Below are 23,605 nucleotides of genomic sequence, written 5' to 3'. Positions count from 1 at the left end.
TGCCCCCATGGGGCAGTGCCCCTTGGCCTTGTTGCGAAATCGCACTGCGTGCCCCGGCAGGGGGCTTCCCCCCTGCATCTCTTGGGGCTTTGCCCCTTGCCCCCATTGGGGGCTTCGCCCCTTCGCCCGCTGGTTCTGCGTCCCTCGAAGGTAAGCCGCTAGGCGGATTTGCGGCTGCGGGATTTGGTGCCGGTCTTCTTGGACTTGGAAGCGGGTTTCTTCTCGCCGCGTTCCTTCTTGGCGGCTTCGACGCTGGCGCGTAGGGCGGAGAGGAGGTCGGCGGCCGGTTCCTCCTCGGGGGCGGCTTCGGGGCGGGTGACCTCGCGGCCCTCGATCTTGGCGTCGATCACCTGCTGGAGGGCCTCGCGGTAGGCGTCCTTGTACTCGGACGGGTCGAAGTCGCCCTGCATGCTCTCGATCAGTGAGGTGGCCATGCTGAGCTCCTGCTTGCGGACCTCGATGTCCTCCTCAAGGAAGGGGAAGTCGGGGGTGCGCACCTCGTCCGGCCAGAGCATCGTCTCCAGGACGAAGACGCCCTCGCGGACGCGCAGGGTCGCCAGGGACTCGCGCTGGCGCAGCGCCACCTTCACGATGGCCACCTGATCTGAGCGTTCCAGGGCGTCCCTTAGCAGGACGTAGGGCTTGGCTCCCTGGGCGTCGGGTTCCAGGTAGTAGGACTTGGCGAAGTAGATCGGATCGACCTCGGACTCCTCGACGAACTGCAGGACATCGATGCGCCGGCTGGTGGACAGGGGGAGGTCGGCGAAGTCCTCGTCGGTCAGCACCACCATCTCGCCGTTGGGCAGCTCGTAGCCCTTGGCGATGTCGGAGTAGGGGACCTCCTCGCCGTCCAGGGTGCAGACCCGCTTGTACCTGATGCGGCCGCCGTCCTTGCGGTGTACCTGGTGGAAGGACACGTCCCGCTGCTCGGTCGCCGAGTAGACCTTCACCGGTATCGTGACCAGCCCGAAGGAGATCGCACCCTTCCAGATACTGCGCATGATCCGTCCTTACCCCGACGCCTTGTTTCCTTAGCCTCGCAAGCGGGTTCGATTTACGCCAGAACGCGCTCTTGATCCTTTTTTCCCCGGAGTGAGGGGAGGGTAAGACGCGACTATGACCATGCCGTGGCCCGTACAGCCGATGATGGCCGCAACCGGAGACCTCCCCGGCGACACCGGGCGCTGGGGGCTGGAACTCAAGTGGGACGGCGTCCGCGTGATCGCCTACGTGTCGGCCGACGGGGTGCGCGCGAGCGGGCGCCGCGTCACCGAGCTGGCCGGGCGCTATCCCGAGCTGTCGGCGCTGTCCGACCTGCTGCCCCACCATGACGTGGTGCTGGACGGAGAGGTGGTGGCGTTCGACGACGGGCGCCCCAGTTTCGAGCGGCTGCAGCGACGGATGCACATCGCCCGCCCCGACCCCCGGCTGATCCGCGAGGTGCCGGTCCGGTACGTGGTGTTCGACGTGCTGTACCTGGACGGGCACCTGCTGTACGACCTGCCCTACACCGACCGCAGGACGCTGCTGGCCGACCTCGATCTGGGCGGTACGGGGCCGATCGAGGTGCCGCCGTACCTGGACGGGGGTGACAGCGCGCAGGTCGCCGAGCTGATGGAGTTCACCAAGGAGCAGCGGCTCGAAGGGCTGATGGCCAAGCGGCTCGACTCGGTGTACCGGCCGGGGCGGCGCGTGGACTTCTGGCGGAAGGTCAAGAACTTCCTCACCCGCGAGGTGATCATCTGCGGCTGGAAGCCGGGCAGGGGACGGCGGGAGGGCGGCGTCGGCTCGCTGCTGCTCGGCGAATACGACACCAAGGGGCGGCTGTGTTTCGTGGGGCATGTCGGCACGGGTTTCACCGATCGCGCCCTGGACGAGTTGTACGAGACGCTGTGGCCGTTGCGGCGTCCCACTCCCCCCTATGACGAGCCGGTTCCGCGCGAGTTCGCCCGGGACGCGCAGTGGGTTGAGCCACGCCTGGTAGGGGAGGTCGCCTACAGCGTCCGTACCAGGGACGGCCGGCTGCGTTTCCCATCGTGGCGCGGCCTGCGCGACGACAAGGACCCCCTTGAGGTGATCAGTGAGCCCTAGTTCCAACAAGACGAGCGTGCGGGTGGAGGACCGGGAGCTGACGCTGTCCAACCTAGACAAGCACCTGTATCCGGACTTCACCAAAAGCGAGATCATCGACTACTACGTGCGCGTCGCGCCCGTGCTGCTCCCGCACCTCAAGGACCGTGCCGCGACCCGTATCCGCTGGCCGGACGGCGTCAACGGACCCAAGTTCTACGAAAAGAACGCCCCGTCCCACACGCCCGACTGGGTGCGCACCGTGAACGTTCCCACGCCGGGAAGCTCGAAGGGACGCAAGTCGCTGGACTTCATCGTGGTGGACGACCTGCCGACGCTGGTGTGGTGCGCGAATCTGGCGGCGCTGGAGCTGCACGTGCCGCAGTGGAAGGTGGGGCCGCGCGGCAAGCTGCACGACCCGGATCTGATGGTCTTCGACCTGGACCCGGGGGCGCCGGCGAGCATCGTGGAAGCCTGCGAGGTCGCCAAGCTGCTGCGGGATCTGCTGGCCGGCGACGGGCTCGACTCCTACCCCAAGACCAGCGGCAAGAAGGGCCTGCACCTGTACGTGCCGATCAAGGAGAGCCGCCGGACGTCCGAGTACGCCAAGGAGGCCGCCGAACGGCTCGCGGCCGACCACGGCGACCTGGTGGTCAGCAGGATGGAGCGGCGGCTGCGCAAGGGGAAGGTCTTCGTCGACTGGAGCCAGAACAACCCGGCGAAGACGACCGTCGCCCCATACTCGCTGCGCGCCACCGACGTCCCGTCCGTGTCCACCCCGGTCACGTGGGAGGAGCTGGAGAACTGCGACAGGGCCGGGGATCTGCGGTTCTCTCCCGACGAGGTCCTGGAGCGGGTGGACGAGCACGGCGACCTTCTCGAACCGCTGCTGGGGCCGCACAAGCAGTCCCTGCCATGAGCCCCGGGGGCATAGAAGCGCTCGGCTCCGGGTACGTCCTGGCAGCCGAGCGGGCCCGGCCCAGGAGGAACGAGTGAGCGAAATGGACCAGGACGGGTTCGACCCCGTTCCGCAGGACCAGCAGCCGGACGAGTTCGACGAGGAGGCGCCCGAGGCCGACGCGGCCGAGCAGCGCGCCCCGGTCGGCGGCGAAGAGGGCGCCACGGGGTGGCCGGGACAGGTACCCTTCGACGCGAACGAGGCCGACGCGGCCGAGCAGTCCTGGGTGGTCGAACTCGACGAGGACGACTACCGCTGACCCCGGGCGGGCCTCGATCGGCCCTGGCGTTGTGGTGACCTGTGAGGTTACCGGCGCGTAGGATGTTGGGGATGTATCCCGGCGGCGGGTTCCCTGCTCCCGTCGCACCGACTCGGTGATCGGAGAGTGTGGTGACCGCTACCCCGGACGCCCGCCCTCGTGGCACGCGGCTGCCGCGACTGGCGCGCCGCAGGCAGCTGCTCGGCGCGGCCCAGGAGGTGTTCGTCGCCCAGGGCTATCACGCCGCCGCGATGGACGAGATCGCCGAGCGCGCGGGGGTCAGCAAGCCCGTGCTCTACCAGCACTTCCCCGGCAAGCTGGAGCTGTACCTGGCCCTGCTGGACGAGCACGCCGAGGCCCTGGTCAAGGCCGTGCGCGAGGCGCTGGAGTCGACCACGGACAACAAGCTGCGCGTCCAGGCCAGCATGCGCGCGTTCTACGACTTCGTGGCCGGTGAGGGCGAGGCGTACCGGCTGGTCTTCGAGTCGGACCTGCGCAACGTGGCCCCCGTCAGGGCCCGGGTGGAGCGCGCCAACCAGCAGTGCGCCGAGATGATCGCCCGGGTGATCGCCGAGGACACCGACGCCCCCAGCGACGAGGCGTACCTGCTCGGCATGGGCCTGGTCGGCATGGCCGAGGTCAGCGCCCGTTACTGGCTGTCGCAGCACCGCGCCATCCCCAAGGAGACCGCCGAGAAGATCATCGCCCGGCTCGCCTGGCGCGGCATCTCGGGTTTCCCGATGACCCCGCCCGCCTGAGCGCCCAACGTTTACCCAGAGCGAAAGGGCCTGGAGTGACGGGCCGGCCGGTCGGCGTGCCACCATCGGAGTCAGGACGTCCCGCCACGGTGGCGGGACGGCGACCGCAGGGGAGCATCGCGTGCAGGTTCGCATCGGCGTCCAGTTCGTGCCGAAGGAACTCGTGGTCGAGACCGGGGACTCCGCCGACGACGTGCAGCGGGCGCTGGCCGACGCGCTCGCCGAGGAACGAGGGGTGCTGGTGCTCCGCGACCAGCGCGGCGGCCGGGTGGTGATCCCGGCCGACCGGGTCGGCTATCTGGAGATCGCCGAGGAGGAGCGGCAGGCCGTGGGCTTCGGGAGCCAGTACGCCTGACCTGGACGTATCCGGCCGGGCCGGGCTTGACCGGGTCATTGCCCGGCATGGGCGACGTTTGAATCCGACATGACGGGCATATCGATTGCCGACCGCGGGCCGTGGACGCGGAACCCGGACCTCCTCCGGAACCGCCGCGGCGGCCCCTCGAACAACGGATTGGTGATCGACCATGCTCACGACGATTCTCTGGTTCATCGTCGTCGGTGCCGTCGTCGGTGCCCTCGCCCGGCTCATCGTGCCGGGCCGCAACCCCATCGGCGTCCTGCTGACGATCCTCGTCGGGATCGCCGGAGCGATCCTCGGCGGCGTGGTGGCGGACGCCCTCGGCGCGGGCACGCTCGTCGCCGTGGTGTTCGCCGTACTGATCGCCGCGCTCGGCGTGGCGGTGCTGACCTCGGTGAACGCCAAGGGACGCGGCGGCCGAGGCTGGGGTGCCAGGCGGCACACGCACTGACGCGCATCGGCCGGACGGCCACACCGGCGAAGGCCCCCGCGACCTGCACGCGGGGGCCTTCCCTTGTGCGCGGGTCCTCGCTAGGACCGGCTCGGCGACGGTGTCGGGGTGGCGCCGCGCACCTCGGCCACGATCCGCGGCACCATGAGATCGGCCAGCTCGCCCACCGGAACGTCGGCCGTCACCACCTGGCAGACCTGCCCCTGCATGGTCATGTCCAGCCGCTCCACGGCGATCTCGAACCGCACCTGCCGCGCGCCGAGCGCGACCTGGATGGGCGAGCCGTCCCGTTGCAGGTCGGACGGCCTGATCCGGAACGGTTTCAGGGGCTCGCCGAACGGCTCGGGTTCCAGGCAGTCGGGCTGGTCGTGCGGTTTGAGCCGGTCCGCCAGCCGGGCCAGCCCCGCCGGGGTGAGCGTGGCGGCCGTGAACAGGTCGGCGGCGCCGAGCGCGCGGCCGGTCAGCAGGTCGACGGTGACGGTGGCGTTGCTGGTGAAGTTCTTCACCCAGTTCCCCGACGGGCCGGGCCTGGGGGTCACGCTGAACAGGTAGGAGACCGAGACGAGCCGGTTGGTCTTCAGCAGCAGCTCGGCCTGGGAGTTGACCTCCTGGACGTCGCCCCGTCCCGCGAAGTCCCGCCGGTAGCGGTTCAGCTCCCGGTCGGACGCGGCGCGCAGCGCGGCGTTGATCCGCCGCTCCACGGCCGGGTCGGGATGCCCGCTGATCGTGACGTACTGCTGTTCCGAGGCGGCCGTGGAGGCGCCCGGCGGCTGGTTCGTGGTCACCACCCGCGCGGCGACCTGGACGAGCCTGGGCGTGGCGGTGCTCCGGGCCGGGTCGTCGCCCCGGGATCCGGCCGCGTAGGCGCCGACGCCGCCCGCCGCGAGGGCGGTGGCCGCCACACTCGCGGCGATCTTGGTGCCGGTGGCGGCGAGGATGCCGCCCGAGACCCCCGAGGCCGTGGTCGCGCCCCCGGCCGCCGCTCCTCCGGCCGCCGCCGTGCCACCCGCCGCCGTTCCTCCCGCTGCCGTGCCTCCGGCCGCCGCGGTGCCGCCCACGGCCGCCGTGCCGCCCGCCGCGGCGGTGCCGCCCGCGGCGACGGCGGCACCGGACGCCGACGGCGCCAGCCCGGCCGCGATCAGCGGGAACAGCGCGGCCAGCGCCACCGCCGCACCCGCCATGGCCCTGATCCCGCGCTGCTCCCAGCCCGGCCCATACGCCGCCGTCGCCACCGACTCCAGTTCGGCGACGAAGTCCGCGGCGCCGGGCGGGCGCTCGGTCGCGCCCTTGGCCATGCCGCGCCGTACCAGGTCCCGCAGTGGACCCGGGACGACCTCCAGAGGCGGTTCCCGGTTCAGGTGCCCCTCGCGCAGGGCGCCCAGGCCCTCACCCGTCCCGAAAGGGCGGCGTCCGGTGACGCACTCGAAGAACACGCAGGTCGCCGAGTACACGTCCGTCGCCGGGGACGCGGGCTCGCCCCGCCACACCTCCGGAGCCATGTACGCCGGCGTCCCCGAACGCGAATCGTCCCCCGCCAGCGCCGCCACCCCGAAATCGATCAACTTGCTCAGACCGTCACCCCGCACCACCACATTCGCCGGCTTGTAATCCCGATGGACCACCCCCACCGCATGCGCCGCCGCCAACCCCAGCAACGACCCCTTCAACACGGTCAACGCCGCCTCGGGCCCCAGCGCCCCATGCCGCGACAGGATCTCTTTGAGCGAGACCCCGTTCACCGCCTCCATCACCAGAGCGGCGCCCTGGGGGCTCGTGACGAACCGGTAGAGCCGCACCACGTGCGGATCGGTGACCCGCCCCAGCATCACCGCCTCTTCGCGCAGCCGCTCGATCGCGCGATCGTCACCGTCCCGCCTGATCAGGTACTTGATCGCGACGGGGGTTCCGGCGGTGGAGTGGCGGGCGAGCACCACCCGCCCCTGCGCGCCGGTCCCCAGCTCGCGGACCTCGTCGAAGCCGTCGATCCGCCAGTTTCCGCTCATGTCCGCTGTCCGCTCATGTCCGTTCCGGGGTCGGGGACGCCGCCGCGGGAAGTGCGGCGGCCACGTCGGGTTGTATCAGGTTCATGATCGCGGGGTAGGGGACGGGCCAGACGGCGCCCAGGCCGCAGTCCGGGTTCGACACGTCGATGTTCAGCTCCATCCGCTCCCGGGTGAAGCTGATCTCCACCACCGGCCTGAGCCCGTCCCGCTCCAGGAAGTCACCGGGGTCGAGACCATCGGGGAGGCAGAAGCGGTCGTCGGGCGGCAGCTCGGGCATGGCGCGGGCCAGCGCGGCCACGCCGCGGGGACCGGTGTCGCGGAGGATGTCCTGGGCGCGCAGCGCCCGGCCGGTCCGCAGGTCGACGTTGACGGTCAGGCTGCCGTCCGGGTCCTCGTCCGCGACCGTGCAGGTCGTGGTGTCGAACGAGTACACCGCCGAGACCAGGCGCGGGCCGCTGTAGCGGATGCTCGCCTTGGCGGCCACCGTGGCGCAGCGGGGCACGGTCACCGGGCTGGTGTGCGGGCCCGTCACGTAGCTTCGGAAGGACGCGACGGTCCGGTCGAGCGGGCCGCGCAGGGCGGTGTTGACGCGCTGCTGCAAGGCCGGGTCGCTCAGGCCGGTCACCGTGACGACCTGGGCGTTCTGGATCTGAAGTGCCGGGCGTCCCGGCAGCGGGGTCGTCCGGTTGACCGTGGCGATGGCCGCGACCGGCCGCGGGGCGGGGCCGGTCCCGCCGCCGCCTCCCCCGGACGCGATGTACGCCGCCGTACCGCCCCCGGCCGCCACCGCGGCCGCCGTGCCGACCGCCGCGACCGCGACCTTCGCGCCGGTCGCGGCCAGCACGCCGCCGCCCGCCGCGGCCCCCGCTCCCGCCCCCGCCGAGCCGCCGCCGGCCGACGTCGCGGCGACGGCGGTCCCGGAGGCCGCCCCGGCCGCGGTCCCGGCCGCGCCGCCCGAGCCGAGCGCCGCCGCGCCCAGCGGGAACAGGGCGGCCAGAGCGACCGCGCCCATCGCCAGGGCCCGCACCCCACGCCGTTCCCAATCCGACCCGTACGCGGTCGTCGCCGCCGCCTCAAGCTCGGCCACGAACACCTCGGCCCCCGGAGGGCGGCCGTCCGCCTCCTTGGCCATGCCCCTCGCCACCAGGTCGCGCAGCCCATCCGGGACGGCCTCCACCGGCACGTCGTCGTTCAGGTGCCGGGCCATCAGCGCCGCCACCCCTTCGGCGACGTACGGGCGGTGCCCGGTGACGCACTCGAAGAACACGCAGGTCGCCGAGTACACGTCCGTCGCCGGGGACGCGGGCTCGCCCCGCCACACCTCCGGAGCCATGTACGCCGGCGTCCCCGAACGCGAATCGTCCCCCGCCAGCGCCGCCACCCCGAAATCGATCAACTTGCTCAGACCGTCACCCCGCACCACCACATTCGCCGGCTTGTAATCCCGATGGACCACCCCCACCGCATGCGCCGCCGCCAACCCCAGCAACGACCCCTTCAACACGGTCAACGCCGCCTCGGGCTCCAATGGCCCGCTCTCGGCCAGCAGCCGCTTGAGCGACACGCCGTTCACGGCCTCCATGACCAGGGCAGCGCCATGCCGTCCCGAGACGAACCGGTAGAGCCGCACCACGTGCGGATCGGAGACGCGGGCGAGCATGCCCGCCTCGGCGCGCAGCGCCTCGACGGCCTCGTCGTCCCCCTCCCGGCGCGCCAGGTACTTGATCGCGACCGCGCCGCCGCCCTCGTCGTGGCGGGCCAGCACCACCCGCCCCTGCGCGCCGGTGCCCAGTTCCCGAAGCTCGGTGAACCCGCCGAGCCGCCACAGGTCCTCGTCAACCCGCATAGCGCACCCTCCGCACACCGCCCGGTCGTTCCAGGATCCGCAAGATCTTGGACAACGGCGACCCCGCGCGGGTTCGGCCGCGGCGGGACGGAACGTTCCGGCGCCGGACCGTGGCCGACAGTGGCCATGGATCGGCGCTTTCGGGATACGGACGGAACGTGAGGATCGTCACCCCGGCGGGCCTCGGCCCTCGCCGCCCCACAGGGAACCAACCGCCCCATATACACCATCGTCCGCGCCAGGGGAATAGCCCATACGAGCGGAGGCGTTGACTTGAAGAACCGCCCATTGGTGTAAGCATCCGGTGGTCGGTACACTGCGTCGCGGAGCGTGACCGCGCGCAGCCACGTAGAGTGACTGCTTTCAACCCCTGACAGCGGTCGCCTAAGGAATCTTGATCGACGGCTGGTCCCTCCCGCGCGAGCGCGCGGCCACAGGTGGCGAACCGGCGGCCCGTCCCAGGGGGACGGCCCTGCCGGCACCGGTGTGTCCGACCGGCCCGGTGCCCCGTGACAACGCGGAGCCGGGGCGGGGAGCGAGACGCCCCCCGGCCGCACCGTACGCAGTGGCACCAGGGCCCGGAGCGACGCCGCCCCGGGAGCGAGGACCCCGCATATTGGAGGCTGAAAGCCCTGACTACCTTTCGTGAACTCGGGGTCGTACCCGAGATAACCGATGCCCTCGAGGCCGAGGGCATCGTCGACGCGTTTCCCATCCAGGAGCTCGCCCTGCCGATCGCGCTGGGCGGCCACGACATCATCGGGCAGGCCCGTACCGGCACCGGCAAGACCCTCGCCTTCGGCGTGGCGCTGCTCCAGCGCATCACGCACGGGGGCAAGAAGCCGCAGGCCCTGGTCGTCACCCCGACCCGCGAGCTGGCCCTCCAGGTCACCGACGACCTGCTGGTCGCCGGCGGCAAGCTGGGCACCCGCGTGCTGTCGGTGTACGGCGGCCGCGCGTACGAGCCGCAGATCGGCGCGCTGCGCGACGGCGTGGACGTCGTCGTCGGCACCCCGGGCCGGCTGCTCGACCTGGTCAAGCAGAAGCACCTCAGCCTCTCCGAGGTGGGCGTGCTGGTGCTCGACGAGGCCGACCGCATGCTCGACCTGGGCTTCCTGCCCGACATCGAGCGGATCATCGAGCTGATCCCGGCGCAGCGGCAGACGATGCTGTTCTCGGCCACCATGCCGGGCGAGATCGTGGCGCTGTCCCGCAAGTACCTCACCCGGCCCACCAACGTGCGGGCCGAGTCGCACACCGAGTCCGAGGCCACGCCGCAGGTCGTCCAGCACGTCTTCCAGGCGCACCAGATGGACAAGCCGGAGATGCTGGCCAGGCTGCTCCAGGCCGAGGGCCGCGGGCTGACCATGGTGTTCTGCCAGACCAAGCGGGTCTGCGACCGGGTCGCCGCCGACCTGGCCGGGCGCGGTTTCGCCGCCGCGGCGGTGCACGGCGACCTCGGCCAGGGCCAGCGGGAGCGGGCGCTGCGCGCGTTCCGCAACGGCAAGATCGACGTGCTGGTGGCCACCGACGTCGCCGCCCGCGGGCTGGACGTCGACGACGTCACCCACGTCGTCAACTACGAGTGCCCCGACAGCGCCGACACCTACGTCCACCGGATCGGCCGCACCGGCCGTGCCGGCAAGGAGGGCGTGGCGGTCACCCTGGTCGACTGGGCCGACCTGGCCCGGTGGAAGCTGATCAACGGCACGCTCGGGCTGGACTTCGCCGCCCCGGAGGAGACCTACTCCACCTCCGAGCACTTCTACGCGGCGCTGAACATCCCCGCGGGCACCACCGGCAAGCTCCCCAAGGAGCAGCGCGGCGAGCGCGCCGGGCTGGACGCCGAGGAGCTCGAGGACATCGGCGAGACCGGCAGGCCCCGCTCCGCCCACCGTGTGCGCGACCGTGACCGTGACCGGGATCGCCCGGTGCGGCGGCGCAAGCGCAGCCGCACCCGCACCCGCGGTGGCAAGCCCATCGAGGCGGCCTCCTCGGGAGCCGCGGCCTCCGCCAAGCAGACCGGTGACACGGGTGACAGGGTGGCCGAGTCCGCCCCGTCCGGCGGTCCCGCCGTGGCGGCCGAAGGCGACCACCCCGCGGCCGGTCGCAAGCGCGGCCGGAGCCGCCGTCGCACGCGCAGGGGCGACCCGGTCGTCCCCGCCGCCGCGGCGGCCACCGACGGCGACGCGGGCGCGCAGCACACGCGCAAGGCGGCGCGGGCGACCGACGTCCACAACTCCTGATCCCGCCGCGAGATCACGGCCCGCTTCGTGATCTCGCCGTGGGTGACCGTCCCGCCGTGGGCCCGGCCGGCGTTCGCCTACCGGACGCGCTGATGGGCGCGCTGGTGGGCGCGCAGGCCCAGGGCCGTGGCGGGATGGTCGGTGATCAGGACGGAGACCCGGGGGTCGTTCAGGAACCGCCGCATCAGCGGGACCGCGTTCACCGTCCAGAGCATCACGGGAAAACCGGCACGGGCGCACTGGCCCAGCACGCCGGTGCGGGCCAGGCGGTGGTTGAGCGCCGCCATGTCGGCGCCCGAGGCGCGGAGCGTGCGCACGGGCGCGAAGTCGCGGACCATGCCGCGCTCCCACGGGCCGCGGCCCACCGACAGCGCGACCGTCACGTCCGGGAAGTAGCGTTTGATGAGCGCGACCACGTCGGGGTCGCGGGTGGTGACGACGAGCCGTCCGGGACCGCAGGTCTCCCGGGCCATCGTGATGACCTCGTGCTCGGCGCCGTGCTCCTTGAGGTCGAGGTGCGCGCCCGCCCGATCCCCGATGATCTCCAGCGCCTCGCTCACCAGCGGCACCGGGCGCGGCGCCAGGTCCAGCAGCCTGGGGTAGGTGCAGCGGCTCAGCGGCACGCCCGCCACGGTACGATCATGGTGGACGACCAGCGTCCCGTCGGCCGTGCGGCGGACGTCGATCTCGACGTAGTCGGCACCGGACGCGACCGCGGCCCGCAGCCCGGCGAGGCCCGTCTCGTCCCGGCGGTGCGCCGAGACGGCCGTCGCGCCGGGACGCGCGGGACGGCGTCCCGCGCGGAGTCCCCTGCGGCCTCCGGCCCCCCGCCCAGCCCGCTGCTCCACGGCTTGGACGCTACCAGCCAAGCCGCTTGACCGGTTACTTCGGATCCGACTTTAGTATGGTGGCACCCTGTGAGTACGCCCCGGTTCGTGACCTTGCCTCCCGGCGTCGGCCGGACGTCGGTCCAGACCTCCCGAGGCGCCTTCGCGGCGCTGGAGGCCCTTCCGGGATCGGGCGTACCCGAACGCTGTCCCGCCTTGCTGGTGCCCGGCTACACCGGCAGCAAGGAGGACTTCATCGCCGTCCTCCAGACGCTCGCGCGGGCCGGGCGGCGTGTCGTGGCGGTGGACATGCGCGGCCAGTACGAGACGCCGGGCCCCGACGACCCGGCCGCCTACACCCGCGCCGAGCTGGGCGCCGACATCGCCGCGCTGGCGGAGGCGCTGGGCCCCGACCCGGTGCACGTGGTGGGGCACTCCTTCGGCGGGCTGGTGACGCGGGAGGCGCTGCTGTCGGGACGCCTCAAGCCGGCCTCGTACACGATCATGAGCTCGGGGCCCGCCGGGGTCACCGGCAGGTCGGCGGAGCGGGCCAGGGCCCTGGCCGACGCCATCCCGCAGCTGGGCATGAAGCAGATCTGGGAGCTGCACCTGGGCCCGGACGCGATCGGACGCGGGCTGCCCCAGGAGATCGTCGACTTCCTCAAGGCGCGCACGCTGGGCAACTCCGAGACGGGCCTGGTGACGATGGCGGCGGAGCTGGTGTCCTGCCCCGACCAGGTGGACGAGCTGGCCAAGTACGCCGAGGACACGGGCCTGCGCACGCTGGTGATCTACGGTGAGAACGACGACGCCTGGGAGCCGCGCGAGCAGGCCGCGATGGCCGAGCGGCTGGACGCGGCGAGGGTCGTCATCCCGGGCGCCGCGCACTCCCCCGCGGTCGAGGCGCCGGAGACCACCGCCAGCGCCCTCACCGACTTCTGGAACCACGCCGAGCGCTGCACCCGCTGACCCGCTGACGTGCGCCGTCCTCCGTACGACCGGGGCCGGTGGTACGGTCGGGGCGATGTAATGACACACTTACCTTCGTTTGTCTCAGGAGGAGGTGGGTCCATGCCGGCGACCGTCCAGCCGCCCGAGAGCGTCACCTGGCGTGTCCACATCGACCGGTCCATGTGGGTGGGAGGGGTGCGCAGCCTCATGCTGCAAGCCCTGCATCCGCTGGCGATGTGGGGCGTCTGGCAGAACTCCAACTTCCAGGAGGACCCCTTCGGGCGGTTGCAGCGCACGTCGGACTTCGTCGGGGTGGGCACGTTCGGCAGTCCCGAGGAGGTGGAGAAGGCCGGGGCCAGGGTCCGCGCGATCCATCGCAGCCTGCGCATCCTCAACCACGACACGGGCAGGAAGGAACGCCTGGACCAGCCCGAGCTGCTCCTGTGGGTGCACTGCGCCGAGGTCTACTCCTACCTTGAGGTCGCGCGGCGGGCCGGGCTTCCCATGACCGACGCCATGGCCGACCGCTACCTGGACGAGCAGCGGCAGAGCGCCACGTACGTGGGCCTGCACGCCGAGGACGTGCCCGGCAGCGTCGCCGAGATGGAGGCGTACATGGCCGAGATGCGCCCCCGCCTCAGGGTCACCGAAGAGGCCGCCGCGACGGTGCGCTTCCTGATGTGGCCCTCGATGCCCGAGAACCTGAAGTTCCTGGCCGCCGGTAAGCCCGGCTGGTTCACGTTCGGCGCGCTCTGCTACTACACGCTCCCCGACTGGGCCCGCCACATGTACAAAGCCCTCCCCGAAGTGCCCCAGCCGGCGGTCACCGCGGCGTTGCGCTCGTTCCGGCTGGCGATGAACTCGGTTCCGGAACGCTGGCACGACTACGCCTTCGCCAAGCAGACCCGCGACATGCTGGCCAGAGCCAGGCAGCGGCTGGCCGCCGAAGGCTACGACGTGAGCCACGGCCTGCGCGGCTTGAAAGACCCCCGCCGCTGGCCCACCTTCACCGGTTAGGGGGCTTCGGGTTCCGGGGGGTTCGGTTCGGCCAGGGCGGCCCACGGGTCCTTGCGAGGGGCGGCGGCCTGGCCTTCAGGGCAGTGGCGGGCGAAGTCGCACCAGGAGCACAAGGCGGACGGCCGCGGTGGGAACAGGCCGTTGTAAGGCGTGTGGTCTACCGGGTCGGCCGGGTTCGCGCGTGTTGCGGAGCGGTGGGCCAGGTCGCGGTAGCCCTGGTCGGCGGCTGCGGCCTCGGCGGCTATCTGCTCGGCGCGGCGCAGGTGGCGTTGCAGGGACTCGTCGGTGTGCTCCCACGCGGCCACCTCACCGGTGGGCAGGTGGTGCAGTTCCACGCGGCGGCAGGGGCGGCGCAGGACACGGGCGGCGGCGAGGGCGTACAAGGCCAGTTGCAGGGAACCCCTGGCGTCGTCGGAGGTGAGGACGTGGCGGCCGGTCTTGTAGTCGACCACGACCAGTTCCGTGCCCCGCACGTCCAGACGGTCGATGCGTCCCGACACGGCGATGCGGTCGGTACGGGTGGCGACCGTGCGTTCCACGCCCAGGGGCTCGTCGGTGGGGTCGAGGTGCGCGACGTACCGTTCGACCATCTCGCGGGCCCGCTCACGCCACCGGGCGGACTGCTCGGCGTCCCGGTAGCCCTCGGTCAGCCAGCCGCGCCTCACCAGCGTGCCGGCCGCCTCGACGGTGCGCTCGTGCTCGGGGAGGCGCCACCATGACGCCAGTGCGTTGTGGACGCTGGCCCCCAGGCTGTTGTGCGCCCACGGCGGGCCCTTCGGCGGGGACGGACGATCCAGGTACGTCATCCGGTACCGCCTGGGGCAGTCCAGCCAGGCGTTCAGCCGTGACGGCGTACACGTGTACAGCCGCTGCGGCATGCCGTCGAAGCCGAGCTGCTCGGCGGCCATGGTGTTAGTCGTCGTCGCCTTCTTGGGCGAGGGCGCCCCAGCTCTCCCAGCGGGCGTCCTCGTCACCGACCGTGGTCTCCTCCCCCTGTCCCGGGAGCACCCGCAGGTCCTTGGGCAGCGGGGTCAGCAGCGCGCCGATCGAGTTGAGCTGCTTGCGCAGGTCCTCGTACACCCCGCCGATCGAACCCGGACGGCCGCGGTGGAGCGTGTCGCCGGAGAACAGGACGCCGAGCTGCTCGCTGATCAGGCAGACCGAGCCGGGGGTGTGACCGGGCGTGTGCACGATCTCCAGCGCGGAGCCGGCGATCTCGAAGACGCCGCCGTCCTCCAACCAGATGTCCGGTTCGAGGGAGCGCAGGGCCTTGGCGTCGTCCTCGTTCTCCTCGTCCTTGGCGAGGCGGCCGAAGTAGTCGCGCCACAGCAGCCGGTCGCCGCGGTGCAGCGCGATCGGGGCCCAGTTCTCCTCGTCCTCCTCGCCGGCGGCGGCCACCTCCAGCACCGCGTTGAGGTGGTGCTCGTTGCCGTCGGTCAGGATGACGGCCATGACCTCCCGCTCGCCGACCTCCTTGAGGATGGCCTCGGCGTCGTACGCCGGGTCGATCACGATGACCTCGTCGTCGTCGCCGACGATGTAGGTGTTGTTCTCGACGTCGTACTCGGTGTCGTCCAGGGTGACCGTCCCGGACGTCACCACCTGTTCGATGCGCGCGTCCACGCCGAGCACCCTATCGCGCGGTGCCCACTGCGCGTTGCCCACTGGACGGGTCCCTCCGGACGCGGTGACGGCGAGGGGCTCGCGGAGTGCGCGTCAGGGGTCGAGGCGAGGCGTGAAGGCGCCGTAGGGGAGGTCCAGTTCCATGCCGGGCTCGCGCAGGTCGAGCAGCTGCGGCTGTTCGAGGATGAGGACTCCGGCCTCGGCCGGCCACAGGACCACCCACAGCCAGTTGCCCATGGCCTCACCTGCGTACACGGCCCGGTCGGGTTTGGCGGGCACCGCCCACACGGGGACGGAGTGGCCCCCGGTGCCGGTGGGCCCGTGCACGTCCAGCTTGCCGTGGGGAGGGCTGCTGTCGAATCCGACCCCCGGGTCGGGCCCGTCCAGGCCCGCGTAGTACGCGCCCAGGCCGATGCCCGGTTCCTCCGCTATCAACAGCATGTCGGCCGGGCCGCTCAGAAGGCCCGGACCGGTCAGGGCGACCGTGCAGGCGCGGGCGCCGCTGCGTTCGTCGCCGACCGAGCAGAACCCGGTGACGAGCCAGCCGTGCGGCAACGGCCAGGGCACCCAGACCGGGACGCGGGCCTCGGCCAGCACGGCGGCGAGACCTTCCGCGCTGGGGCGTTTCGGGGGCTGCCTCGGCAGCACCGCACCGTGCGCGTCACAGCTCCAGTCGCTGGACCAGAGACTGGGCGCGTGCAACCGCCCGCCGCAGCGGGGGCAGGTGGGCTCCGCCCTCATGGCTACCAACAGTGCGGTGTGACCGCTATCACGTCAAGTTGGCGCAGCTCAACAGGAGGGAAAAGGGGAACAAAATAGGGTCGTGAACGATGACGGCGAGAAGGTCGCAGGTCGCGCGGGGGCCACCGTGCGCTGCGTGGGCGGCATCGCGGTGGACGCGGACGGCCGGATGCTGATGATCAGGCGCGGGCGGGCGCCGTCGTCCGGGCTCTGGTCGGTGCCCGGCGGCCGGGTCGAGCCCGGCGAGAGCGACGAGGCCGCCGTCGTTCGGGAGCTGCGGGAGGAGACCGGCCTCGAGGTGTCCGTGGGAGGGCTGGTCGGCACGGTGGAACGCCGCGGCCCGGGAGGCGTGGTCTACGAGATCCACGACTTCGAGGTGACCGCGGAGGGCGGCACGCTGCGGGCGGGCGACGACGCGGCGGAGGCCCGCTGGGTCACGCCCTCGGAGCTGCGCGATCTCCCGACGACGCCGGGACTGCTGGACGCCCTCACCGCCTGGGGCCTCATCTGACGGTTCCCTTCCCCTCCCCCCGCGAACCGGCGGCTCCAGGATGCCGCACGGGCGGACGGGCGCCGGGGGTTCAACCGGAACGCCAACTGTCACCTGCCCGATGGAGGTTGGTTCATCACCCTTGCCCGTTTCTCTACCGGCTGGTGGAGTTGAAAGATGCGCAAGACGGGGTCGCTCCTGGTGCTGCTGGCCGGAGTGCTGGCCCTCACCACCCTGGGCACCTTCGTCCTGGTCCGGACGGTGTCGTCCGAACCCGCGGCCACCGAGCGCACCGCCGCGCGGAACCCCTCTCCCCCGCCGCCCCCGTCCCCGTCCATCCCCCCGACGGTGACCGCCACCTACGCCTCCCGCGCCAAGGACTCCCGCGCCGTCGTGGCGATGACCGTCCGCGGCACCAACGCGATCGCCTACGTCTGCGACGGGCGGCGGCTGGAGGCGTGGCTGCGCGGCAAGGTCCATCCCGAGGGGCTGATCCGGTTGCAGGGCCCGAAGGGCATCCTCACCGGATCGGTCCAGGGAACGAACGTGATCGGCGCGGCCAGCCTCGACGAGGACAGCCTGTTCGCCTTCAAGGCCGCCGCCGTGCAGGCCCCGTCCGGCCTGTACCGCGCGACCTCGGCGGTGCGCGGCGCGCGCCTGGTCGGAGGCTGGATCGTGCTGCCCAGCGGTGACCAGGTCGGTGTCGTGAGCCTCGCGGGGACACCCCGCCCCGCGCCGCCGCTCGACCCCGCCGCCGGAGCCGTCACGGTCGACGGCGCGCGGATCCCGGTCGCCCCCGCCGACCCCGCCCGTCCCTAGCCGTCCCCCGGGACGACGGGGACACCACGAACATCGCGGAACCAGAACGGAGCCGGACGCTGACCAAGCTGAGCGGGACGGGCGCCCGCCGGGTCGGGCCGTACGAGGTGGTGCGGCGGCTCGGCGCGGGCGGCATGGGCGTGGTGTACCTCGCCGTGGCGCCGGACGGAGGCCGCGTCGCGGTGAAGGTGATGCACCCCGCGTGGGTCGCCGAACCGGGCTTCCCCCACCGTTTCGAGCGGGAGGTGGAGGCGATCAGGCGCGTCGCGCCCTTCTGCACCGCCCCCGTCGTGGACCACGCCGTCACCGAGGACGTGGCCTATATCGTCACCGAGTACGTGGAGGGACGCACCCTCTGGGACACGGTGAAGGAGGACGGGCCGTTGTCCGGGGCGCGGCTGGAGTCGGTCGCGGTCGGGACGGCCGTGGCGCTGAACGCGATCCACCGGGCCGGGGTCGTCCACCGGGACCTCAAGCCCGGCAACGTGATCCTGTCCCCCGAGGGCCTGCGGGTGATCGACTTCGGGATCGCCAAGCTGGCCGGGGCGGGACCGATCACCGGGAACGTGGCCATGGGGACGCCTCCGTTCATGGCCCCGGAGCAGGCCGCGGGCGACGAGGTGACCCCCGCGGCCGACGTGTTCTCCTGGGGCGCGGTGGTGACCTTCGCGGGCACCGGCGAGCCCCCGTTCGGGCAGGCGTCCCCGGACGTGATGTTCTACCGGCTGATGCACGAGGAGCCGCGGCTCGGCGGCCTCCCCGGCCGGCTCCGCACGCTGGTGGCCGGTGCCCTGGACAAGCGGCCCGAACGCCGTCCCGGGGCCCGCGAGCTGATCGACGAGCTGGCGGGCCGTCCCCTCGGGGAGTCCGCGAAAGCGGTCCTGCGCAGCGGCTGGAGCGCGCTGGGCCCGGTGCCCCCGACGGAGCGGGACCGGCCGTTAGAGGAGCCCGAGAAGCCCGAGGAGCGGCCCTCAGGCGGCGGACCGTCCGAAGCACCGGGGACGGAGCCCCCGCCGTCCACCCACGGCCCTGAGGCGCCGGAGCGCCGCCTGGCGGGCCGCCTCACGGCGCTCCGGCTGGGGCGGGGCCCGCTGGCCGCGCTGGCCGCCGGTGCCGTGGCCGTCGCGGGCTTCGCCCTCTACCAGGCGTACGGGACGGAGGGCACCGCCACGACGGGCACGTCCTTCGAGGAGTCGTTCGACACCGAGGGCGACTGGCCCCGCGCCGTGACCGCGGCCGGCACGGCGCGCTACTACAAGGGCGGCTACCTGCTCCAGCCGCTGCCCGGCCAGGGGATGGCGGCGACCGCGCCGGTGAGGGCGGACCGGATGACCTCCGTCCGAATGTCCACGACGGCGCGGATGCAGGTGGGGTCCGGCGAGTACGGGATCTGGTGCGCGGGCACGCCCGTCACCGACGCGCAGAGCCGGTATTCCTTCTCGGTCACGACGGACGGCCGCGCCGGGATCACCAAGGAGGGCAGGGACGGCGCCAGATGGACGCTGGTCCCGTTCCGCGCCGCCCCGGGCGCCGCCGCCGGGTCCGGGGAGAATCGGATCGAGGCGGAATGCCGGTTCACCGGCGACGGCACCGCGCTGCGGATGCTCGTCAACGGGCGCGAGGTCGCCGCGTTCCGCGACCGCCGCGCCGCCTACGGGCCCGGCGCGGTGGGAGTCGCCGCCATCTCCCGCGACACGGCCGGCGGCGCGACCGCGCGGTACGAGTCGTTCAGTGTCCGGAGGCAGCCGGAATAGGCTCCGGCTCGGCCTCGGCCGGACCGGGGACGGTCGTCTCGATCCCCAGCCTCCGCACCAGCCAGAGCACCCCCACCGCGTACAGGATCATCGGGACCACGTCGGCCACCACGTACTGCCACGGCACCGCGCCTTGCACGATGTCGAGCCGGCCCACCGCCGCCGGCGCCAGGAACGCCAGGAAGTTGTTGAACACGTGCAGCGCGATCGACGCCTCCAGACCGCCGCTGCGCACCGTGATCCAGCCCGCGATCACGCCGAACGCGAAGATGTCGAGGATCCCCCAGCCGGTGTACCCGTGGCCGGAGGTGAACAGCGCCCCGCCGACCACGATCCCCGGCCAGGGCGTGCGGAACACGACGCTGAGCGCCCGCCCGATGCGTCCCCGGGCGGTCTCCAGGGTGCACGCGCCGACCGCCTGCAACAGCCAGCCGCGGAACACGTACTCCTCGGCGGACGCCTGGAACGGCACCAGCGGGATGATGACGGCCGCCGCCGCCAGGAAACGGCCCCAGCCCACCCACCGCTCGTTCGCCTCGGCCGGATCGTCCACGGCCAGGTCCGCCAGCCACGACGTCCCGAACGACACGGCGCAGAACGCGATCGCCAGGCCCGCGCAGACCAGCAGCCAGCGCCAGCGCAGCCGTCCCACGACCGAGGAGACGGTGCCGGGACGCCGCCGCTGCACCAGCCAGGGCACCAGCAGGGCGAACGGCAGGAAGACGGCCAGCGTGGCGAGGTTGAGGCCCAGGTCGGCCAGCTCGTTGCCCAGGATCGAGTCGCCGGTCCCCTCCAGGTTCGGCTGCTCACCGGTGATCAGGCTGGAGACGATCAGCGCGACGACGCCCAGGACGAGCACCATGGCGAAGCCGCCCACCAGGATGGCGACCGTCCCCACCAGCGGCCGCCACCAGCGGTGCGCCCCCGTGCGCGCCATCCTGTGGTACGGGGACCCGGCCGGGGTCGGCACCGTCCATTGGCCCCTCACGAAGGGTGGTTGCGGCCCGTACTGCCCGTACTGGTACGGATAGGGCGCCGGGTAGGCACCCGCGGGAGGCCGCGGAGCGGCGCTCTCAGGGGAGGGCTCGGCCCGCTCGGGCCTCCGGTTCACCGCGCCCGGATCGGGCGGGGCCCAGTCCCTGTCCGCCGGATCCGACACGCCAGACCTCCCTGCCAGGCGAAATGCTGGTCCTCACACAAAGCGTACGGGCCGGCGCGCGCCGTCAGGCCGACGGGGGCTCGAACACCGAGGTCCGCTTGAGCCCCGCCGCCCGTCCCTTGGCGGCGACGACCAGAGCCATCTTCCGGGACGCCTCGTCGATCATCTCGTCGCCGAGCCTCGCCGCGCCGCGCCCCTCCACCCTGGTGCTGTGATCATAGGCGTCCAGGATCAGCTCCGCCCGGTCGTAATCCTCCTGTGAAGGTGAGAACACCGCGTTGCCCGCCTCGATCTGGGACGGGTGCAGCACCCACTTCCCGTCGAACCCCAGCGCCGCCGACCGCCGCGCCACCCGCGTGAACGCCTCCACGTCCCGCACGTTGAAGTACGGTCCGTCGATCGCCTGCAGATCGTGCGCCCGGGCCGCCATGAGGATCCGCATCAGGATGTAGTGGTAGGCGTCGCCCTCGGTGTAGCCGGGCGGCTGCTCCCCCACCACCAGCGTCTTCATGTTGATCGACGCCATGAGGTCGCCGGGCCCCAGCACCAGGGACTCCAGCCGCGGCGACGACGCCGCGATCGCCTCGACCGCGACCATGCCGCGGGCGTCCTCGATCTGCGCCTCGATCCCGATCCGGCCGACCTCGTACCCCATGGCGCGCTCGATCTGGGTCAGCAGCCGGTCGAGCCACCGCACGTGGGACGGGTCGCTCACCTTCGGCAGCATCACGCAGTCGAGAGCGGCGCCCGCGCCCTCCACCACCTCGATCACGTCCCGGTACGCCCAGTGCGTCTCCAGGTCGTTGACCCGCACCACCCGGACCTTGCCGGTCCAGTCGCCCTCCTTCAGCGCGGCCACCACGTTCGCCCGCGCCTTCTCCTTCGCGCCGGGCGCCACCGCGTCCTCCAGGTCGAGCATGACCTCGTCGGCGGGGAGCCCCTGGGCCTTCTCGATGAAGCGGGGGTTGCTCCCGGGAACCGCCAGGGTGGTACGTCGCGATCGCATGCAGCGGATGCTATCCAGCGGGCTCATGTGACACTCTGCCGGTATGAGCGAATGGTCGGCGCTGGTGGAGGAGGCGGCCAAGAAGTCGGGGCTGGTGTGGCTGGACCTGCCCGGCCTGCCGCAGCCGCGCGCCGCCTGGCATCTGTGGCACGACGGCTCCCTGTACGTCCTGACCGGCGGCGAGGGCGAGCAGCCCCTGCCGGGCCTCCCCGAGGCGCGGACCGTGCCGGTGACCCTTCCCAGCAAGGACAAGCGCGGCCGCCTCATCACCTTCGTCGCCGCGGTCGAGCAGGTCGAGCCCGGCACGGAACTCTGGGACGAGGTGGCGCCGCTGCTCGCCAAGGAACGCCTCAACGCCGCCACGCACGAAGGGCGACTGGAACGCTGGGCGGAGGAGTCGTACATCGTCCGCCTCACACCGACCGGCGAGGTGACGCAGGAGCCGGGCCGGGACGCGGGCGACTACGCGACCGTGCGCCCCGTCCCGAGCCCGGCCACCACGGCGGGCCGGGTCCCGCGCATGTTCGGCGCCAAACGCCGCAAGGCGGACCGCTGACTACATCGGCAGCTCGCTGTTCGCCGTGATGGCGCGCAGCTTGTCGGGATTGGCGACGACGTGGACGGCCGCCACCCTCCCCCGCTCGTCGACGTCCACGGTGATGGTGCAGATTGGCCGCTCGGGCCCGTCCACCACGATGCCCGGCACGCCGTTGATGTCGGCGCTCCGGATCCGCATGTCCTCGGGTTGCACCCCCGCGTACGGCCGGCCGGTGACCCCCGCCACCCAGCGCGCCACCTTGTCCGCGCCGTAGATGACCCGCCGCGCCGCCTTGACCTTGCCGCCGCCGTCCGTCCACAGCGCGACATCGGGGGCCAGCACCTCCATCAGCTTGTTGAGGTCGCCGCCCAGCGCCGCGTCCACGAACCGGTCGGTCACCGTCCGCCGCTCCCGCGGGTCGATGGCGAACCGGGGGCGCCGTGCCTCCACATGCTTGCGGGCCCGCGTACCGACCTGCCGCACGGCGGCCTCCGAACGGTCCAGCGCCTGCGCGATCTCCGCGTACGGGAACCCGAACACCTCCTTGAGCAGGAACACGGCCCGCTCCAAGGGGCTGAGCGTCTCCAGCACCACCAGCATCGCCATCGACACCGACTCGGCCAGCTCCGCCTCCTCCGCCACGTCCGGCGAGGTCAGCATGGGCTCGGGCAGCCAGGGCCCCACATACGTCTCCCGCTGCACCTGGGCCGACCGAAGCCGGTCCAGCGCCAGGTTGGTCGTGATCCGCACCAGGTAGGCCCGCGGATCCTCCACATCGGACCTGTCCGCGGCCGACCAGCGCAGCCAGGCGTCCTGAACGGCGTCCTCGGCGTCCGCGGCGGTCCCCAGCATCCGGTACGCCACCGCGAACAACAGGTCGCGGTACTCCTGGAAGACCTCCTCCAGCGAAGCGACCCCCACGTTCACACCTTTCCGAGCTTCACTCCGACCGGTACCGCCTCACAGCGGTCCTTGAACCCCTGGCCCGTCAGGCCCGCCGCCGCGTTGAACCGCGACCGCAGGTTCTCAAGGGCCACCATCATCGTCAGCTCCACCAGCTGCCGCTCGTCCAGGTACCGGCGAAGTCCTTCGATCAGCTCATCCGTGACGACCGGAGGGTCCGCCGTCATCGCCTCCGCGTACTCCAGGACGAGCCGCTCGTCCTCGTCGAACAGGTCGCTCTCGCGCCACCGCGGAACGGCCTCCAGTTTCTCCAACGGGATCCCGCGCGTCACCGACTCCCACGTCCCGAAGTCCACGCACCAGGAACAACCGATCTTGACCGCCGACGCCATGACGGCCAGGTCCTTGAGCCGATGCGGCACCGCGTTCCAGCGCAGCACGGACATCTCCAGCATCCCGTACCCGGTCACCACCCCCAGGTGATGCCCCATCGCCCGAGCGGGATCCAGCTCGGCCCCGAACTTACGACGCGAGAACCAGGAGAGCAGCCGGTAACGCAGTGTCCGCGGCGGGTCAAGAGAGATGCGGCTCATGACGAACTCCTCCACTCACGCAGGTCTCGCCATGCACGACGCCCCCCACCCCCAAAACGTGACACGCACCCCCAAAAATCCGAGCCAAGCCCGAACCCTCGCCCCAAGCGTCACGATCGCGCCCGAAAGCAGGGGCGCCGAACGAAGCAAAACCCTGATCGCAAAGCGAGCCGCCAGCCGAGAAGCGCCGCTCGCACCTGCCATAAGCAGGCCCCGACTACCTCAGCCCCTT

Annotated in this window: 24 protein-coding genes; 13 read left to right on the top strand and 11 right to left on the bottom strand. The window is 72.2% G+C overall.

The window, feature by feature from the left end; genetic code table 11:
- Positions 1-158: 158 nt before the first annotated feature.
- The gene (locus tag ACGWYJ_RS36385; protein ID WP_395111116.1) at positions 159-1,001 is read right to left on the bottom strand and encodes a Ku protein; all 843 of its coding nucleotides are present in this window, start codon (positions 999-1,001) and stop codon (positions 159-161) included.
- Between the two features lie 115 nt (positions 1,002-1,116).
- On the opposite strand from ACGWYJ_RS36385, the gene ligD (ACGWYJ_RS36380) reads away from it, so the two are divergent.
- The 6 genes from ligD (ACGWYJ_RS36380) (at position 1,117) to ACGWYJ_RS36355 (ending at position 4,857) form a co-directional block, all read left to right on the top strand.
- Positions 1,117-2,091: a non-homologous end-joining DNA ligase gene (ligD, locus tag ACGWYJ_RS36380; protein WP_285698528.1), complete on the top strand. Its 975-nt coding sequence runs from the start codon at positions 1,117-1,119 to the stop codon at positions 2,089-2,091.
- On the top strand, positions 2,081-2,989 hold the full coding sequence (gene ligD, locus ACGWYJ_RS36375; protein WP_395111115.1) for a non-homologous end-joining DNA ligase: 909 nt from the start codon (positions 2,081-2,083) through the stop codon (positions 2,987-2,989). The genes ligD (ACGWYJ_RS36380) and ligD (ACGWYJ_RS36375) overlap by 11 nt, the downstream gene beginning before the upstream one ends.
- An 82-nt stretch (positions 2,990-3,071) precedes the next feature.
- Positions 3,072-3,287 carry a hypothetical protein gene (locus ACGWYJ_RS36370; protein ID WP_285698657.1) on the top strand — a complete coding sequence of 72 codons (216 nt, stop codon included), beginning with the start codon at positions 3,072-3,074 and terminating at the stop codon, positions 3,285-3,287.
- A gap of 131 nt (positions 3,288-3,418) precedes the next feature.
- Positions 3,419-4,045 carry a TetR/AcrR family transcriptional regulator gene (locus ACGWYJ_RS36365; protein ID WP_395111114.1) on the top strand — a complete coding sequence of 209 codons (627 nt, stop codon included), beginning with the start codon at positions 3,419-3,421 and terminating at the stop codon, positions 4,043-4,045.
- Between the two features lie 121 nt (positions 4,046-4,166).
- Positions 4,167-4,400, top strand: a complete 234-nt coding sequence (locus ACGWYJ_RS36360) for a DUF3107 domain-containing protein (RefSeq protein ID WP_285698532.1) — start codon at positions 4,167-4,169, stop codon at positions 4,398-4,400.
- 172 nt (positions 4,401-4,572) lie between these two features.
- On the top strand, positions 4,573-4,857 hold the full coding sequence (locus ACGWYJ_RS36355) for a GlsB/YeaQ/YmgE family stress response membrane protein (RefSeq protein WP_395111113.1): 285 nt from the start codon (positions 4,573-4,575) through the stop codon (positions 4,855-4,857).
- A gap of 80 nt (positions 4,858-4,937) precedes the next feature.
- On the opposite strand, the gene ACGWYJ_RS36350 is transcribed toward ACGWYJ_RS36355, so the two are convergent.
- Both ACGWYJ_RS36350 and ACGWYJ_RS36345 read right to left on the bottom strand, forming a co-directional pair.
- Positions 4,938-6,860 carry a serine/threonine-protein kinase gene (locus ACGWYJ_RS36350; RefSeq protein WP_395111112.1) on the bottom strand — a complete coding sequence of 641 codons (1,923 nt, stop codon included), beginning with the start codon at positions 6,858-6,860 and terminating at the stop codon, positions 4,938-4,940.
- A gap of 13 nt (positions 6,861-6,873) precedes the next feature.
- Positions 6,874-8,706: a serine/threonine-protein kinase gene (locus ACGWYJ_RS36345; protein WP_395111111.1), complete on the bottom strand. Its 1,833-nt coding sequence runs from the start codon at positions 8,704-8,706 to the stop codon at positions 6,874-6,876.
- Between the two features lie 668 nt (positions 8,707-9,374).
- Here ACGWYJ_RS36345 and ACGWYJ_RS36340 point away from each other — a divergent pair.
- Positions 9,375-10,952, top strand: a complete 1,578-nt coding sequence (locus ACGWYJ_RS36340; RefSeq protein ID WP_395111117.1) for a DEAD/DEAH box helicase — start codon at positions 9,375-9,377, stop codon at positions 10,950-10,952.
- Positions 10,953-11,029: 77 nt separating this feature from the next.
- Here ACGWYJ_RS36340 and ACGWYJ_RS36335 read toward each other — a convergent pair whose 3' ends face one another.
- Positions 11,030-11,800: a glycerophosphodiester phosphodiesterase gene (locus tag ACGWYJ_RS36335; RefSeq protein ID WP_395111110.1), complete on the bottom strand. Its 771-nt coding sequence runs from the start codon at positions 11,798-11,800 to the stop codon at positions 11,030-11,032.
- Between the two features lie 69 nt (positions 11,801-11,869).
- Here ACGWYJ_RS36335 and ACGWYJ_RS36330 point away from each other — a divergent pair, with 69 nt between their 5' ends.
- Positions 11,870-12,748, top strand: coding sequence for an alpha/beta fold hydrolase (locus ACGWYJ_RS36330; RefSeq protein WP_395111109.1), 879 nt, complete (start codon positions 11,870-11,872; stop codon positions 12,746-12,748).
- A 102-nt stretch (positions 12,749-12,850) separates the two neighbouring features.
- On the top strand, positions 12,851-13,747 hold the full coding sequence (locus ACGWYJ_RS36325) for an oxygenase MpaB family protein (RefSeq protein ID WP_395111108.1): 897 nt from the start codon (positions 12,851-12,853) through the stop codon (positions 13,745-13,747).
- Here ACGWYJ_RS36325 and ACGWYJ_RS36320 read toward each other — a convergent pair.
- From ACGWYJ_RS36320 to ACGWYJ_RS36310, 3 genes are all read right to left on the bottom strand, one after another.
- Entirely contained in the window at positions 13,744-14,655 is a 912-nt protein-coding gene (locus tag ACGWYJ_RS36320) for a RecB family exonuclease (RefSeq protein WP_395111107.1), read from the bottom strand. The genes ACGWYJ_RS36325 and ACGWYJ_RS36320 overlap by 4 nt on opposite strands.
- Positions 14,656-14,659: 4 nt before the next feature.
- A complete protein-coding gene (locus ACGWYJ_RS36315) occupies positions 14,660-15,370 on the bottom strand; it encodes an MBL fold metallo-hydrolase (RefSeq protein ID WP_395111106.1) in 711 nt (236 codons plus the stop codon).
- 93 nt (positions 15,371-15,463) lie between these two features.
- Entirely contained in the window at positions 15,464-16,111 is a 648-nt protein-coding gene (locus tag ACGWYJ_RS36310) for a DUF6758 family protein (RefSeq protein ID WP_395111105.1), read from the bottom strand.
- Positions 16,112-16,193: 82 nt separating this feature from the next.
- Between ACGWYJ_RS36310 and ACGWYJ_RS36305 the strand changes: the two genes are divergently transcribed.
- From ACGWYJ_RS36305 to ACGWYJ_RS36295, 3 genes are all read left to right on the top strand, one after another.
- The gene (locus ACGWYJ_RS36305) at positions 16,194-16,622 is read left to right on the top strand and encodes an NUDIX hydrolase (protein WP_395111104.1); all 429 of its coding nucleotides are present in this window, start codon (positions 16,194-16,196) and stop codon (positions 16,620-16,622) included.
- A gap of 156 nt (positions 16,623-16,778) precedes the next feature.
- Entirely contained in the window at positions 16,779-17,420 is a 642-nt protein-coding gene (locus ACGWYJ_RS36300) for a hypothetical protein (RefSeq protein WP_395111103.1), read from the top strand.
- A gap of 110 nt (positions 17,421-17,530) precedes the next feature.
- Complete coding sequence (locus ACGWYJ_RS36295; protein ID WP_395111102.1) at positions 17,531-19,174, top strand: protein kinase; 1,644 nt, start codon at positions 17,531-17,533, stop codon at positions 19,172-19,174.
- On the opposite strand, the gene ACGWYJ_RS36290 is transcribed toward ACGWYJ_RS36295, so the two are convergent.
- Together ACGWYJ_RS36290 and ACGWYJ_RS36285 are read right to left on the bottom strand one after the other, a co-directional pair.
- Entirely contained in the window at positions 19,149-20,333 is a 1,185-nt protein-coding gene (locus ACGWYJ_RS36290) for a CPBP family intramembrane glutamic endopeptidase (RefSeq protein WP_395111101.1), read from the bottom strand. The genes ACGWYJ_RS36295 and ACGWYJ_RS36290 overlap by 26 nt on opposite strands.
- A 64-nt stretch (positions 20,334-20,397) precedes the next feature.
- Entirely contained in the window at positions 20,398-21,339 is a 942-nt protein-coding gene (locus tag ACGWYJ_RS36285; RefSeq protein ID WP_395111100.1) for an HpcH/HpaI aldolase/citrate lyase family protein, read from the bottom strand.
- A 43-nt stretch (positions 21,340-21,382) separates the two neighbouring features.
- Here ACGWYJ_RS36285 and ACGWYJ_RS36280 point away from each other — a divergent pair, with 43 nt between their 5' ends.
- Positions 21,383-21,895 (top strand): hypothetical protein, encoded by a 513-nt coding sequence (locus ACGWYJ_RS36280; protein WP_395111099.1) that lies wholly within the window; start codon positions 21,383-21,385, stop codon positions 21,893-21,895.
- On the opposite strand, the gene ACGWYJ_RS36275 is transcribed toward ACGWYJ_RS36280, so the two are convergent.
- Positions 21,896-22,798 carry an RNA polymerase sigma-70 factor gene (locus ACGWYJ_RS36275; RefSeq protein WP_395111098.1) on the bottom strand — a complete coding sequence of 301 codons (903 nt, stop codon included), beginning with the start codon at positions 22,796-22,798 and terminating at the stop codon, positions 21,896-21,898.
- A gap of 2 nt (positions 22,799-22,800) precedes the next feature.
- On the bottom strand, positions 22,801-23,373 hold the full coding sequence (locus ACGWYJ_RS36270; protein WP_395111097.1) for a carboxymuconolactone decarboxylase family protein: 573 nt from the start codon (positions 23,371-23,373) through the stop codon (positions 22,801-22,803).
- Positions 23,374-23,605: the final 232 nt, after the last annotated feature.

The sequence above is a fragment of the Actinomadura sp. SCN-SB genome (assembly GCF_043906805.1).
Taxonomy (GTDB): domain Bacteria; phylum Actinomycetota; class Actinomycetes; order Streptosporangiales; family Streptosporangiaceae; genus Spirillospora.
Note: the sequence above shows the minus strand (reverse complement) of the source record. Positions and strands in the feature narration are given on the sequence as shown.